At 72.2% G+C, this 14266-nt stretch carries 11 protein-coding genes and 2 pseudogenes; 5 read left to right on the top strand and 8 right to left on the bottom strand.

Annotated features, from left to right (window positions below; translation table 11 throughout):
- Window positions 1-65 precede the first annotated feature (65 nt).
- From ACZ7FF_RS36600 to ACZ7FF_RS36585, 4 genes and pseudogenes are all read right to left on the bottom strand, one after another.
- The gene (locus ACZ7FF_RS36600) at window positions 66-1148 is read right to left on the bottom strand and encodes a S1 family peptidase (RefSeq protein ID WP_470817980.1); all 1083 of its coding nucleotides are present in this window, start codon (window positions 1146-1148) and stop codon (window positions 66-68) included.
- 316 nt (window positions 1149-1464) lie between these two features.
- Complete coding sequence (locus tag ACZ7FF_RS36595; RefSeq protein ID WP_470817978.1) at window positions 1465-2364, bottom strand: S1 family peptidase; 900 nt, start codon at window positions 2362-2364, stop codon at window positions 1465-1467.
- 214 nt (window positions 2365-2578) lie between these two features.
- Window positions 2579-3039: pseudogene (locus ACZ7FF_RS36590) on the bottom strand (DUF1684 domain-containing protein); the annotation flags it as partial.
- A gap of 56 nt (window positions 3040-3095) precedes the next feature.
- Window positions 3096-4340, bottom strand: a complete 1245-nt coding sequence (locus tag ACZ7FF_RS36585) for a DUF5685 family protein (RefSeq protein WP_470817976.1) — start codon at window positions 4338-4340, stop codon at window positions 3096-3098.
- A 266-nt stretch (window positions 4341-4606) separates the two neighbouring features.
- On the opposite strand from ACZ7FF_RS36585, the gene ACZ7FF_RS36580 reads away from it, so the two are divergent.
- A complete protein-coding gene (locus ACZ7FF_RS36580) occupies window positions 4607-5044 on the top strand; it encodes a cell division protein SepF (RefSeq protein ID WP_470817975.1) in 438 nt (145 codons plus the stop codon).
- A 37-nt stretch (window positions 5045-5081) separates the two neighbouring features.
- On the opposite strand, the gene ACZ7FF_RS36575 is transcribed toward ACZ7FF_RS36580, so the two are convergent.
- Together ACZ7FF_RS36575 and ACZ7FF_RS36570 are read right to left on the bottom strand one after the other, a co-directional pair.
- Complete coding sequence (locus tag ACZ7FF_RS36575) at window positions 5082-6272, bottom strand: acyl-CoA dehydrogenase family protein (protein WP_470817973.1); 1191 nt, start codon at window positions 6270-6272, stop codon at window positions 5082-5084.
- Between the two features lie 88 nt (window positions 6273-6360).
- Entirely contained in the window at window positions 6361-7974 is a 1614-nt protein-coding gene (locus ACZ7FF_RS36570; RefSeq protein WP_470817972.1) for an MFS transporter, read from the bottom strand.
- Window positions 7975-8235: 261 nt separating this feature from the next.
- Between ACZ7FF_RS36570 and ACZ7FF_RS36565 the strand changes: the two genes are divergently transcribed.
- Both ACZ7FF_RS36565 and ACZ7FF_RS36560 read left to right on the top strand, forming a co-directional pair.
- Window positions 8236-9441: a glycosyltransferase family 39 protein gene (locus ACZ7FF_RS36565; protein ID WP_470817970.1), complete on the top strand. Its 1206-nt coding sequence runs from the start codon at window positions 8236-8238 to the stop codon at window positions 9439-9441.
- Between the two features lie 238 nt (window positions 9442-9679).
- On the top strand, window positions 9680-10705 hold the full coding sequence (locus ACZ7FF_RS36560; protein ID WP_470817969.1) for a phosphatase PAP2 family protein: 1026 nt from the start codon (window positions 9680-9682) through the stop codon (window positions 10703-10705).
- A 116-nt stretch (window positions 10706-10821) separates the two neighbouring features.
- Here the strand turns inward: ACZ7FF_RS36560 and ACZ7FF_RS36555 are convergent, their stop codons facing one another.
- Complete coding sequence (locus tag ACZ7FF_RS36555) at window positions 10822-11037, bottom strand: I78 family peptidase inhibitor (protein WP_470817968.1); 216 nt, start codon at window positions 11035-11037, stop codon at window positions 10822-10824.
- Between the two features lie 376 nt (window positions 11038-11413).
- Between ACZ7FF_RS36555 and ACZ7FF_RS36550 the strand changes: the two are divergent.
- Window positions 11414-12172: pseudogene (locus tag ACZ7FF_RS36550) on the top strand (cytochrome c oxidase subunit I); the annotation flags it as partial.
- 78 nt (window positions 12173-12250) lie between these two features.
- On the opposite strand, the gene ACZ7FF_RS36545 reads toward ACZ7FF_RS36550, so the two are convergent.
- Entirely contained in the window at window positions 12251-12916 is a 666-nt protein-coding gene (locus ACZ7FF_RS36545; protein WP_470817967.1) for a LysM peptidoglycan-binding domain-containing protein, read from the bottom strand.
- Between the two features lie 541 nt (window positions 12917-13457).
- Here ACZ7FF_RS36545 and ACZ7FF_RS36540 point away from each other — a divergent pair.
- A complete protein-coding gene (locus ACZ7FF_RS36540; RefSeq protein ID WP_470817966.1) occupies window positions 13458-14249 on the top strand; it encodes a hypothetical protein in 792 nt (263 codons plus the stop codon).
- The last annotated feature ends 17 nt before the right edge of the window (window positions 14250-14266 follow it).

The following is a 14266-nucleotide window of genomic DNA, read 5'->3' as shown; positions in this document are numbered from 1 at the left end:
GCACCCGCGCCGGAACGGCGAAGCCCCGCCCCGGGTGCCCGGGGCGGGGCTTCCTGCAGAACCGGTCAGCCGATCTGCGTACCCGTGGCCGACAGGGCCGCGGTGACCGGCTGGAAGAAGGTCTCCCCGCCGGAGGTGCAGTCGCCGCTCCCGCCGGAGGTCAGTCCGATCGCGTTGCCGCCCGAGAACAGCGAGCCGCCGCTGTCACCGGGCTCGGCGCACACATTGGTCTGGATCAGTCCGCTGACCGTGCCCTCGGAGTAGTTCACGGTGGCGTTCAGGCCGGTGACCGTGCCGTCGTGCACATGGCTCGTCGATCCACTGCGCGTGACCTTCATCCCGACCGTGGCCTCGGCGGCGCCGGTGATCTTCTGGGTCGACCCGTTGTACAGGTCGACCTCGCTCGGGTGATCGGTGGTCGAGCTGTACTTGACCAGGCCGAAGTCGGTGCCCGGGAAGTGGGACTCCGCGTTCTGCCCGATCTGCTTGCCGGCGGCGTCCGACCAGGTGGAGATGGCCGCGGTGCAGTGCCCGGCGGTCAGGAAGTACGGCTGGCCGCCCTTGACCACGTTGAAGCCGAGCGAGCAGCGCCCGCCGGAACCGCTGATGGCGTCGCCGCCGGCGATGAAGGGCTTGAACCGCCCCTGCGACCGCTTCAGTTCGGCCTTGCCGCCGAGCGCGTCGACCACCTTGCTCAGCTTGGCCCACCCGGCGCCGGACACCGTCCTGTCGGCGGTGACGACGACCTTGTCGGAGACGGGGTCCGTGGCCCAGGAGGTGCCCGGGATGGTCGCGTCCTCCTTCAGCGTCGAGCGCGCGCCGTCGAGTTCGGCGAGCGAGTTGGCGACGACTCTCGCCCTGGCCCCGGCCGCCTCGACGGCCCTCGCGGCGGTCCGGTCGAGCACGTTGACGACGAGGTTCCGCGTCCGGGCGTCGTAATAGCTGCCCGCCTCCGCGGAGCCCAGGTCCGAACGGAGCGAGGAGGCAAGGGTTCCGGCCGCCGGAGCGGACAGGAGCCGCGGCTCGGCGGTGGACTTCGCGGGCTCGCTGGCGTTCGCGTTCTGCAAGGTGACCCCCGCTGCGACCAGCGCGGCGATTCCCGCACCGGCCAGAGCGGCCCGCCGCCCGGGTATGCGTCGGTGTTTCAACTCACGTCCTCCTGTGGGGGGATGGCCGACCGGGTTGTGGGGACCCGGCGGGCCGGAAGGCTGGTTGACGGCCGCCCACTCTTCCGAACCGCACAGGGAGCACACAAGGCCGACTTCCGGACGCACCCGGGGAGCGCGTGCGCGCCCTCGCCCGCTTGACTGTCACGGTCACGCCAGGGAATTCGCGCTGCAAACACTACGCGCAAGTAACATTCACCGGAACGTGACGATCCGTCATGGCCGGTTTCTTTCCCCGCCGGACGCGGAAGAGCCCCCGCACACCGAAGCGTGCGGGGGCTCGCCGGGGCCGGACACGTCAGGGAAGCGTGACCCCGTAGTAGCTCAGTGCCTCGGTCACCGGCTGGAAGAACGTCGTACCGCCGGAGGTGCAGTCACCGCTGCCGCCGGAGGTGAGCCCGTAGGCGGTGGTGCCGCCGTAGAGCGGACCGCCGCTGTCACCGCCCTCGGCGCAGACGGTGGTCTGGATCAGCCCGTACACGATGTCGCCGCCGCCGTAGTTGACGGTGGCGTTCAGCGCCGTGACGCGGCCGCTGTGCGTACCGGTGGTGGAGCCGCGCCGGTAGACGGTCGTGCCCACGCTGGGCGTCGCCGCCCTGGTGATGGACTGGCTGCCGACCGCGCTCGGGTGCGCGATCGAGGAGTTGGTGTACCGCACCAGCGCGAAGTCGTTGCCCGGGAAGCTGTAGCCGACGTTGGTGCCGAGCACCGTGCTGTGGCTGGAGTTGCTGTACCAGGTGGAGGCGACCTGGCCGCAGTGCCCGGCGGTCAGGAAGTAGTAGGTGCTGCCGCTGTGCACGTTGAAGCCGAGCGAGCAGCGGTACTGGCCGCCGTAGATGGCGTCGCCGCCGCTGATCAGCTTGGTGAACCTGCCGGCGGTGTGCTTGATGGTCAGCGCGCCCGAGTCGGCGCCCGCCTGCTTCTTGATCTTCGCTATCTCGGCCTTGGAGACCGTGCTGTCGACGGTGACGACGACCCTGTCGGTCGTGCCGTCGACGGCCCAGGCCGTACCGGGGACGTCCGCCTGGAGGACGGAGTCGCCGGCCCGGGTGAGCTGGGTCGCGCTGAACGTGTGGGCGTCGCTCGCGTTCGCCGTGGGGGCGGCGAACGCGGCCGCTGCCAGGAAGCCGGTCGCCACGGCGATCAGCCGGGTCCGTCTGGCGGTGCCGCTGCGGGGAGTGGTGCGCTTGATCCTCACTTTTCGTTCCCTCCAAGGGAAGTCGGGGGCCCGCGTGGGGTCGGGGCCCGGTGAGGCGCAGCCAGGGGGTGGCCGGATTCCGAACACTCATGCCCCTGACAAGCGCTGGGGGGAGTATTCGGCCGAACGACCGGTCGGCACAAGGGTGCCTTTCGGCCGTTGGACTTTAAACCACCTTTTCCCCGCGCTTCCTGACGTCCCGTCGGCGTCGGCGTCAACGCAGCGCGCGCTCCCCCGCCTCGATCGGCACGTCCAGCGTGTTGCCGGGCGGCGGAAGGGGGCAGACGAAATGGTCGGCGAAGGCGCAGGGCGGGAGTTGGGCGCGGTTGAAGTCGACGGTCGTGCGGCCCTCGGCGTCCGGGTGGCCGGGGGAAGAGGAAGCGGAACCGGAAGCTGGAGTCGCCGCTGGTGGCGTCGGCGAACACCGCCCACAGCCGCCCGCCGCCCTGCCGCGCCACCCGCAGCGTGTGCTCCCGGCCGTCCGGGGTGAAGGCGAGTTCGCCGGCGAGGGCGAGCCCGCGTTCGCGGCCGTCCGCGTTGCCGACCCACACGCTGCGCTGCTCCTCGTACGGCGTGAAGGGGCCCGGCACCGACCAGCGCGGGTGGTACGGGGTGGCCTCGATGCCCCCGGAACGCCCGGCGCGCCCCGGCGCCGGGGTCGTAGACCCGTACGCCCGCCCGCCGCTCTCCAAGTCGGAAACCTCGCCGCAGGAGTTGCGAACGGAACGGGATCAGCAGCCGCAGTCGCAGCACTCACAGCACTCACAGCACTCCAGGGCCTCGCAGCACGACCAGTCGCAGTTGCAGTCGCACGCACCGCAGCAGCCCTCACGCCTCTTGCGCGACCAGGGCCCCTCGAACTCGTCCGCGCAGCACACCTTGCAGGTGCAGCACAGGCCGAGTGCGGCGGCGCAGCCGGCCCAGAAGCCCCGCTTGTCCGGGCGCGGCGGCTGCCCGCCGCCGAAGGGGGCGCCGTACGGCGGCCCGGGGGCCCACGGCTGTCTGGGGTCCGGACCCCCGGTCACCCGGTGTCCCGGGCCGCCCCCCGGTCCGAAGACGCCCTCGGGGCCGTGGTCGCCGTGGTCCCCGGGCACGGCGGCCCCGGGCGTGTGCCCGCAGGACGCGGTGCCGAACGCCCGGTCCACGGACCGCCGCAGCTCGTGCACCAGCAGCAGATGGACGAGCCGCCCGTCGGTGAACTCGGCCTCGCGCAGCGCGAGCCGGATGCCGTGCACCGCGTCGTCGGCGAGCCCCCGGGCCTCGGCGCGGGAGGTGCCGGTGGCGGTGAGCGGGTTCCAGGCGCCGGAGCGGGCGTCGGCGTCCTGGTCCTCCACCGCGTCCAGGAGGTGCGCGAGCCGCCCGAAGAGCCGGCCGGCCTCCGCGAGGGGCTCCGCGTTGCCGGGGCGGCCGGCGAGCCGGGCGGTGTGGGCGAAGGCGGCGGCGGTGGCCGTCTCGGTGGGCTCGGTGACGGTGAGGATCGGGGTGCCGGGCCCGGCCAGGGTCTCGATGCCGAGCTGCCGGTCGACGGCCTCGACGAGGACACCGGTGTCGAACCCGACCGCCGCCCCGCTGTGCGCGCCCGCCCGGCCCCAGCTCGCGGCGACCCGGCGCGCGGCGGCGGCCGCGGGCCGGCGGGCCAGCAGCCCGTCCCGGTCGGCGACGTGGTCGCGCACCTTCGCCGCGGCGAGCACCAGCGAGACGGCGGCGGCGAGCCGGGCGCCCTCGCCCTGGGCCACGGACGCCGTGCGCATCCCGCGCAGCGCGCACGGCCCGGCCGTACGACGGCTCTTGCCGGCCGAGCCGGCCTGAGCCTCCGTCAGAACCGAGACGAGCAGGCCGTCGTAGTTGGTGACGATGCGTGCCAGCTGTCCGTGGTCGCGGCGCAGGGCGAGACAGAGCCCGCACAGATGCGCCATCCACTCGGCCTTGAAGCGCTCGCCGAGCCGGTGCGCGCAGGGTCTGACGATTCCGAACACAGCGATCCCCCGTGTGATGACATGACGTTGGCTTCACCCGGACGCACCGCGCGTCACCCATCCGCCGCCGACAATCATATTTCACTCACAGTCAGCAGCCGTATGAGTCGCAACCCTTGGGGCACAAGGACTCTCGACGGATCCGCTGTGCACCAGTACCGTCACAAACCCCCCGCGCGGCGACTATCCACTTGGCGCGCTGTCAGCATCATGGATGACCATAGGGGTGCGGAAAGCACGCGAGACCGCTGTGAGAGGAGGCGTCCATGGGATCGGTACGCAAGGCGAGTGCGTGGCTCGGCCTCGTCGACGACAACGATGACGAGCGCTACTACGACGACGACTACTCCGAGGGCACCGAGTCCGGGGACGCCTGGGTCACCGACCCCCGGGTGAAGGTGGCCACGGACACGGCCGAGGAGAAGGGCCGCCGGATCGGCACGGTCACCCCGGACAGCTTCCGGGACGCCCGCGCCATCGGCGAGCTGTTCCGGGACGGGGTCCCGGTCATCATGAACCTCACGAACATGGAGCCCGGCGACGCCAAGCGGGTGGTGGACTTCGCCGCCGGCCTCATCTTCGGGCTCCGCGGTTCCATCGACCGGGTGTCGAACCGGGTGTTCCTGCTGACGCCCGCCGACACGGAGATCATCAGCGGTGACGCGTCCGCGCACCGCGAGGACGGCTTCTTCAACCAGAGCTGAGGCAGGGCCGCTCACCGGCCCTGCCCCCGCGGGGGGCTCAGCGGAACGCGTCGAGCCCGGTGAGCGCCTTGCCCAGCACGAGCTGGTGCATCTCGACGGTGCCCTCGTAGGTGAGCACCGACTCGAGGTTGGTGGCGTGCCGCATCACGGGGTACTCCAGGGAGATCCCGTTGGCACCGAGGATCGTCCGCGCGGTACGGCAGATCTCGATGGCCTCGCGGACGTTGTTGAGCTTGCCGAAGCTGACCTGCTCGGGACGCAGGCGGCCGGCGTCCATCCGCCGCCCCAGATGGTGGGCGAGCAGGATCCCCTTGTGCAGTTCGACCGCCATGTCGGCGAGCTTGGCCTGGGTGAGCTGGAAGCCCCCGATGGGCCGCCCGAACTGCTCCCGCGTCCTCGCGTAGTCCACCGCGGTCTCGAAGCAGCTGCGCGCGGCGCCCATCGCGCCCCAGACGATGCCGTAGCGGGCGTGGGACAGACAGCTGAGCGGGCCGCGCAGACCGGTGCCCTCCGGCAGCACGGCGGTGGCGGGCAGCCGTACGTCGTCCAGGACGAGTTCGCTGGTGACGGAGGCGCGCAGGGACCACTTGTGCTTGATCTCCGGGGCGGAGAAGCCGGGGCTGCCAGCCGGGACGACGAAGCCGCGGATGCCCTCCTCGCTCTGCGCCCAGACCACGGCCACCCCGGCGACCGAACCGTTGGTGATCCACATCTTGCGTCCGTTGAGCACCCAGTCGCCGCCGTCGCGCTTGGCGTAGGTGCGCATGGAGGCGGGGTCGGAGCCGTGGTCGGGCTCGGTCAGGCCGAAGCAGCCGATGACCTCGCCGGCCGCCATGCGCGGCAGCCACTCCCGCTTCTGCTCCTCGCTGCCGAAGCGGTGGATCGCGTACATGGCGAGGGAGCCCTGCACGGAGACGAGGGACCGGATCCCGGAGTCGGCGGCCTCCAGCTCCAGACAGGCGAGCCCGTACTGCACGGCACTTGCCCCCGCGCACCCGTACCCGGTGAGGGACATCCCGAGCGCCCCGATCCCGCCGAGCTCCTTCGCCAGCTCGCGGATGCCGGGCAGCTCCCCGTTCTCGTACCACTCGGCGACGTGCGGCAGCACGCGGTCCGCCGCCCAGGCGCGCACGGTGTCCCGCACGGCCAGGTCTTCCGGCTCCAGCAGATCGTCGATCCCGAGCGGGTCGGCGGGATCGAAGGGGGGCAACTTCGTGGACGCGGACATGGGACATCCTCCGGCACACCGAAAACTAGCACCGCTAGTTACTTGTCGGTGCCGACGTTACGGTGCAGTCTCCCGCACGTCCAGTACGTCAGACCGACACCGGGGACTCCGCCTCCGCCACTTCCCTCGGCGCGGGCAGCTCCACCACGGCCGGGGGCTCGCCGCACTGCATGATCCGCGGCAGCCGCAGCGCCATCACCGCACCCAGCAGCAACAGGCCCGCGCTCACCATCAGCGTCACGTGCAGCCCGTGCACGAAGGAGTCCCGTGCCGCGCTGCGCAGTGCCGCCCCCGCGGACCCGCCGAGGCGTCCGGCGATGTCGTAGGCCTCGCCCAGCGAGCGTCCGGCCGCGTGCGAGGCCCCGGACGGGACCCCGTGCACCGAGCGGAGCCCGGGGGCGTAGGCCGCGTTCATCACGCTGCCGAGCAGCGCGATGCCGATGCCGGCGCCGAGCTGGTACGACGTCTCGCCGATCGCCGCCGCGCCGCCGGCCTGGTCCACCGGGGCCTCGCTGAGCATCGACTCGTAGGCGCCGAAGAGCGTGGTCTCCAGGCCGAACCCGAGCAGCACGAAGCCGGAGAGCAGCAGCGCCGGGTCGTCGGTGGCGCCCATCGCCGTCAGGGTCAGCACCGCGGCCGCCGTCAGGCAGAAGCCGAAGCACACCATCCGGCGCGGCCCGAACCGGCGCAGCATCCGGGCGCCCGCGAGGCCCGCGGCCATCGCCGCGACGGTCAGCGGCAGCAGCCGCAGGCCGGTCGCGAGCGGCGACAGGCCGAGCACCAGCTGCAGGTACTGCGCGGCGATCAGTTCCAGGCCGACCAGGGCGAGCATCGCCAGCACGATGCAGCCCACCGAGGTGCTGAACGCGGGCCTGCGGAACATGCGCAGGTCGACCAGGGGGTGCGGCAGCCGCCGCTGGCGTCGCACGAAGAGGAGGAGAAGGGTCGCGCCGGCCACCAGCGACAGCACGGTCAGGGGGCCCGCCGGCTCCTCGCCGCCGCCGAGCCGCTTCACGCCGAGGACCATGCCGAAGAGGCCGGCCGCCGCCATCAGCGCGCCGGCCACGTCCCAGGGGCCGTCGCGGTCGCCCCGGGACTCGGGCAGCAGGAGCCGGCCGACCGGGAGGCTGATCAGCATCAGCGGGATGTTGACCAGGAAGACCGCGCCCCACCAGAAGTGCTCCAGGAGGAAGCCGCCGAGCAGTGGCCCGACCGCCGCGCCGACCGCGGCGACCGCGCTCCAGATGCCGATGGCGACCGCGCGCTCGCGCCGGTCGGGGAAGACCTGGCGGAGGATCGACAGCGTGGCGGGCATGATCATCGCACCGCCCACGCCGAGCAGGGCGCGGGCGAGGATGAGCGCCCCGGCCGAGTGCGCGAGCGCGGCCACGCCGGAGGCGACACCGAAGAGGCCGTAGCCGAGCAGCAGGACGCGCCTGCGGCCCACCCGGTCGCCGAGGGTGCCGAAGAGGATCAGCAGCGAGGCGCACACCAGCGGGTAGACGTCGACGATCCACAGCAGTTGCACGGCACCGGGCCTGAGGTCCTTGGTGACCGCGGGGACCGCCACGTGCAGCACGGTGGCGTCGAGGGCGACGAGCAGCAGGCTGACGCAGAGCACGACGAGGACGACCCAGCGGTTGGCACCGGCCCCGGCCGCCCGACGGCGCTGCCGTGCGGCAGCCGTGGTCGTCCCGGACATGTACGTACCTCCCAGATGATCCCTCGTGTGGTGCGGACGGACGGGGCGGGGACTCCCTGTCGTTCGGCCGGAGAGGAGCGGTGTCGCCGGCCCGCGCGAAACCCACGGAGGTGACTCGCCAGCGTACGCGAGTTCGCCGCACGGACACGTGGCGGACATCTCACGCGCCTCGGCGAACCCGTGTGGCGTAGGCCACTTCCCCTCCTCTTGACCACGCCCCGGCGGCCGGTCCGGTTCACCGTCCGGTCGATAATCGAGCCCGTGACCGATCTCGAGACGCGCGTGGCCCCGCCCCACGCCCCACTCCTGCGCCGGGCGGTTCCGGCCCTGCTGGGCTTCGCGGCGGTCCGCGCCCTGGGGCTGGTCGTGCTGGCGCTGTGGAGCGACGCGCGCGGCAGGAGCGCCTACAAACTGCTGACCGCGCGCTGGGACTCGCTCTGGTACACCCGGGTCGCCGACGCCGGGTACGGCTACCAGGTGCGGCTCCCGAACGGGGACGTCCACTCGGATCTGGCGTTCTTCCCGTTGCTGCCGTGGCTGGAGCGGCTGCTGCACGCGCTCACCCCGCTGTCGTACGCGGACGCGGGTTTCGCGGTGAGCCTGGTGGCCTCGCTCGCCGCGGCGGCGGGGATCTTCGCGGTCGCCGACCATGTGTACGGCCCCCGGGTGGGCGTCTGCGCCGTGCTCGTCTGGGCCGTGCTGCCGGTCGGGATCGTGCAGTCGATGGCCTACAGCGAGTCACTGTTCACGGCGCTCGCGGCCTGGTCGCTCTACGCGGTGCTGACCGGGCGGTGGATCGGCGCAGGCCTGCTGGCGGCGCTGGCGGGGCTGACCCGGCCGGTGGGGGCGGCGGTGGTCGCCGCGGTGTGGGTCGCGGCCGTGGTCTCGTTCGGGCGGGACCGAAGCGCGTCGCGCGCGGACGGCGCGCGCGAGACGACACGCGCCCCCTCTCCGGCGCGCGAGGCCCCGGGGTGGCGCCGCGTTCTGGGCATGGCGATCGCCCCGCTCGGGGCCGCGGGTTATGTGCTCTGGGTGGGCCACCGCACCGGAAAGGGCCCGCTCGGCTATCTGGACGTCCAGGCCGGATGGCGCAACGGTTTCGACGGCGGCTACGCCTTCGGGCGCTTCGTGGCCGACAAGTTCACGTCATTTCCGTCCGCCCTCGCGGGCGTCGGTCTGATCATCGGGGTGGGCCTGCTGATCTGGCTGTACGTCACCTGTGTGCGCCAGGGCCAGCCGCTCGCGCTGCTGGTGTACACGGGCGTCGTCCTCGCGCTCGCCCTGTGCGCGTCGAGCTACTTCGGCTCCAAGCCCCGGCTGCTGCTGCCCGCCTTCCCGGTGCTGTTCCCGCTCGCCCGCGCCCTCGCCCGGCTGCGGACCTCCCGATCCACCCTGGTGACGGCGGGGTTGGCGGCCGCCTCGGCGGTGTACGGCGCGTTCTGGCTGAACGGTTCCGGGCCGCCATGATCCACTCAAGCGGGCGATGACACTCCGGAGAATTCGGCGCCAGGACCGGGTTAACGCATTCATAAGCGCCATATAAACAACGCCCGGCATGATCAAAGGAATTGCGGGTGGCGACCCTCACAGGATTGCGGAATCCCTTGAATTCGGACCGCGCTTGAGAGGTTTCCCACATCACATCGTCATCACAAAGCCCCTGTTTCGACCGGGAACACAGCTCACTCGCTGTAACGTCGATTGGGTGCGTACCGAACGAAACCTCACCCGGCGTCTGGACCGGGTGTTCGCCAGGCTGGACCGTGAGCCGGAACGGCCGGCTCACATCGACGTGCCGAGGATGAGCCGGCACCGGGTCGTTCTGTTCACCGCGACCCTGGCTTTCTACCTGGCGATCGTCTGGGCCGTGGTGATCACCTCCTGGCTGGTCCGGCTCGACTGGCAGGTCATGTTCTTCCGGCCGTACCAGCAGTGGCCGCAGATCCACGCCTTCCTCGACTACTACGTGGTGCTCGGCCAGCGCGGCCCTACCGCGGTGATGGTCGCGGCCTGGCTCGGCTGGCGCTCCTGGCGGCAGCACACGCTCCGCCCACTGCTGACCCTGGCCACCTCGCTGCTCCTGCTGAACGCCACGGTCGGCGCCGCCAAGTACGGCATGGGGCGGCTCGGTCCGCACTACGCGACCGTGATCGGCTCGAACGAGATGGGTCTGGGCGGCGATATATTTCCCAGCGGCCACACCGCCAACGCGGTGGTCACCTGGGGCATCCTGGCGTATCTGGCCTCGACCCCGAGGGCGCGCCGCTGGCTGTCGGCGCTGTCGGCGGTCACCTCCCTCGGCGTCGGCCTCACCACCGTCTACCTCGGTACGCACTGGCTGAGCGATGTGCTGCTGGGCTGGGCCGCCGGTCTGCTGATCCTGCTCGCCCTGCCGTGGTTCGAGCCGCTGATCGCCAGGACCGAGGTCTGGCTCTTCGACCTGCGCGACCGCTGGCGCGCCCGTCGCAGCCTGCCCCTGCCCGAACCCGTCGCCCCGGTCGCACCGGTGGTGCTCATGCCACGGGGAAGCGCGGCCGAGCAGCCGACACCGGCCCGCGAGCCGGTCTCCTCGACGCGCGCCTCCCGGGGTCTGGTGCACCTGGCCCCCGGACCGCACACGCCCCGTTCCGAACGCAGCCCGGTCACGCCGGCGGGCAGCCGCCGCCCGGCGGGCGCCGACCGGGTGCCGCGCGGCACCTCCCAGCCGGCCCGCCCCCTGACAGGCGGCTGACGGCCGGGACGGCGTCGGGAACCCGGTACGCACACCGCCCCCGCGCCACGACGAAGGCCCCGCTCCCTCACCCGGGAGCGGGGCCTTCGTCGTGTACACGGCAGGGAGTCGGGTGGTCAGCCCTTCCACGCGCGGGCCACCCGGCCGTCCCGCACCTCGAAGTTGAGCCGTCCGGCCCGGTACTCCATGGTGATGATCGCGCCCGGCGGCAGCGACCGTACCGTCGGCCACCCGCGCTCCCGGGCGAGCCGCTCGGCGTTCTCGGCGTCGAGGCCGACGTACCCGTCCGGACTGTCCTGGGGCTCCGCTGGCGGAGTGGGAATCGGTGCCATGCGGCCACGCTAGGCCGCATCCCGCGACGGCGGAAGCCGGGCACGGCCGGGTAAGAGCAGGATCCGGCTCCCGTCACACTTCGGTCACAGCTTCCCGGCCCCCGTCACCCCGAACTCCGTCACACGAACGGGGGTTTCCGTACCGCCCGCCGGGGTAATCGAACAGAATTCACGCGTGTCGCGGCGCCGCTTCCAATTACCCGCCCTAAAGCGCCCGAGCGATGACCGGGACGGTACCGGAGCGCGAATCCCCCACGGAATCCGGCGTGCTGCGCCGGGAGCTGACACCGCATAGGCAATTCACGGATTCGGCACAACCGGGCCGTCGGCCCCCTGTCGGCGCGGACGGCCCGCGAGCATCATGGCGGCAGCTCGCGGGTACGCGTGCCGCGGGCTGGGCGGACCCGGGGGCGACGCGGCGAAGGGGCGAGCGATCATCGGCATGCGGGCGCCGGGCATGACGATGTTCCGGATGCCGATCTTCACCTGGAACACGCTGTTCACGTCGGTCCTGATCCTGCTGGCGTTCCCGGTGCTGGAGGCGGACCGGCGGTTCGGCTCGCGGGTGTTCGAGGCGGCCGACGGCGGGGCGCTGCTGTGGCAGCACCTGTTCTGGTTCTTCGGGCATCCCGAGGTGTACATCATCGCGCTGCCGTTCTTCGGGATCATCACCGAGATCATCCCGGTCTTCAGCCGCAAGCCGGTTTTCGGCTACCTGACCCTGGTCGGCGCGACCATGGCGATCACCGGGCTGTCGGTCGTGGTCTGGGCGCACCACATGTTCGCGACCGGCGCGGTGCTGCTGGCCTCGCCGCCGATGGACTTCCACGTCACGGACTCGTACTTCGTGGTCCAGTTCTGGACGTTGTTCGTGGGGTTCCACACCACGTTCCTGGTACAGCACTGGCTGGGCGCCGAGGGCATGCCCCGCAGGTACGCCGACTACCTGGCTGCCGACGGCTTCACCACGCTCAACACGATGTCGTCGATCGGCGCCTTCCTGCCCGCCGCCCGGCACAACTTCGTCACCCTGCCCCGGATCCGTTCGGAGTCCCCGGCCTTCGACCTGCACCGCCCGCAGTACGCGGCCCGGGCTCCGCGGCCGGAGCCGGAGCGGCACCAGGCGGACCGGTGACCCGTCCGGGGGCCCGCGCGCGGGCAGCCGCCGTCCCCGGCGGGAACTGCGGCTGCCCCGGCGCGCGGTGACGCGTGCTCAGACCGACAGGCGCTGGCCGGGCACGATCAGGTTCGGGTCGCCGCCGATGACGGCCTTGTTGGCGGCGTAGAGCCGCTGCCAGGTGGTGCCGTGCCGGGCGGCGATGACGCTCAGCGTGTCGCCCTCGCGGACGGTGTAGTCGCCGCTGCCGCCGCGGGAGGCGCTGCGGTTGGTGTGGCCGCTCGTGCGTTCCGGGGTCTTCGCGGGGGCGGACTTCGTCGTCACGTCGCCCTTGTACGAGCTCGAACCGGTGGACGCGGCCGCCGGGGCGGGCCCGGCGGCGCCGGCCCGGCCCGAGCAGACCGGCCAGGCGCCCCAGCCCTGGGCCTGCTGGACCCTGGAGGCCACGGCGATCTGCGCACTCCTGGAGGCCTGGTCGGCCGTCGCGGCGTAGGCGCCGCCGCCGTAGGCGCGCCAGGTGCCGGCGGAGAACTGGAGCCCGCCGTAGTAGCCGTTGCCGGTGTTGATGTGCCAGTTGCCGCCGCTCTCGCACTGGGCGATGCGGTCCCACACTCCGTTGTCCGCCGCCGCGGCGTTGCCGGTCGCGGCCAGCAGCCCCAGCGGGGCCAGCAGGGCGGCTCCGGCGAGCACGGCCGTCGTACGGCCCTTGCGGGCGCTGTCGTCACGGGCGGTCCTGCGGGTGGTATCGGCACACTCGGACATGTAATTCCCTCTCCACGAACCCGGGTTCCCCCGGGCGGAGCACGTCTCGCCGCGCATGGCCGCGGTTCCTCGTGCCCGCCCCGTCCGCCACGGCCGGTCCCGTGATCGTGCTTGCCTGGTGCCGGCCGGCGGACGTACCCGAGCGGTGCTCGTTGCACACGGCGGAGGAATGTATGGAGGACGGGCGCCCGCCATCAACCAACTGACCGTCGTTCCAGGCCAGTTGGCCGTTACCCCAGGTATCGGCGATTTCCGGCCACCCACTACATTCCCTGATTTCCTGATTTTTCGACCAGCGACTGAAGCGATCTGTGACCCACTTCACCCATTCAAGTTGCTTGACTCCGCGCGTAGTTGACGGTGAGTGGCCGATTCTGCACCTTAGGTGACCGTGTGCGGTGGATGGTGCGAACCGGTACGCGCTCGGGCGTGACTCCCACCACAGGACGCCCGTTGTCTTCTTCATGAGCCCCGGAGCCCCGGGACTCGGCGGCCGGGAGCCACCCGGCCGACCCAGCACAGCATCCCGAGGGAGCCACCCGTGCCGCGCATGCTCGACGTCAGCGACGCCGTACGCGCCGAGATCGGCGACGAAGAAGCCGACCGGCTGCTCGCCGGAGAGAACGCCCCTGGCAGTTACGACTGCACGTCCTGCCGCACCCCCGGCGACTCCGAACAGGAGCGCACCAGCACCGTCCTGTTCGTCGGCGAGGAGACCGCGGTCCTCGCCTTCGCCCACGCGAGCTGCCTGCCCTCGCAGGTCGTCCAGGTCACCGAGGAGCAGCTGCAGGGTGCCGTCCGCTCCATCGGCGGCACCGGCGGCGCCCCGGCCGGCGGCGAGCCGCACGGGGCCGTGCCCGAGCAGGCGGTGCTCGGCGTGACCAGCGGACTCGTGCTCGTGGAGGGCGAACTGCACCCCGCGCTGGTCGTCGAGCCGACCTCGCCCATCATGCGCCCGGGCGGCACCGGGGCGGGCGACGACTTCCTGCCGCTGCTCATCGAGCAGGGCTTCATGCCGGTGACCGAGCTGGTCTCCGTGCCGCCGGTGCTGCACGGCTGGTCGGTGCTGCTGGCCGTGGGCCAGCTGCACGCGGTCCTGCAGCCGGGCCCGAACGGCAGCCGCCCGGTCGCCTGGTGGCAGGCGCACCAGCCGCTGCAGGTCACGGACAGCTGGCGGGCCGCCGCCAACAAGCACCAGCAGGTCCTCATGTTCGCGGCGCCGGTCGGGTCGATCGGGCGTCAGCCGCGGGAGGACCTGCTGCGGGACTCCCTCGACAAGGCGGCCGCGAACGGGCAGCTGGTGGCGGCCGCGCTGCCCCTCGCCGGCACCTGACCGTCCGGGCCCCGCGC

Source organism: Streptomyces sp. NPDC037126 (assembly GCF_055605965.1).
Note: the sequence above shows the minus strand (reverse complement) of the source record. Positions and strands in the feature narration are given on the sequence as shown.

Bases quoted from the DNA above. Each gene is read 5' to 3' on its own strand.
- ACZ7FF_RS36580 (WP_470817975.1), top strand. From the start codon at position 4,607: ATGGGATCGGTACGCAAGGCGAGTGCGTGGCTCGGCCTCGTCGACGAC.
- ACZ7FF_RS36575 (WP_470817973.1), bottom strand. From the start codon at position 6,272: ATGTCCGCGTCCACGAAGTTGCCCCCCTTCGATCCCGCCGACCCGCTC.
- ACZ7FF_RS36570 (WP_470817972.1), bottom strand. From the start codon at position 7,974: ATGTCCGGGACGACCACGGCTGCCGCACGGCAGCGCCGTCGGGCGGCC.
- ACZ7FF_RS36555 (WP_470817968.1), bottom strand. From the start codon at position 11,037: ATGGCACCGATTCCCACTCCGCCAGCGGAGCCCCAGGACAGTCCGGAC.
- ACZ7FF_RS36545 (WP_470817967.1), bottom strand. From the start codon at position 12,916: ATGTCCGAGTGTGCCGATACCACCCGCAGGACCGCCCGTGACGACAGC.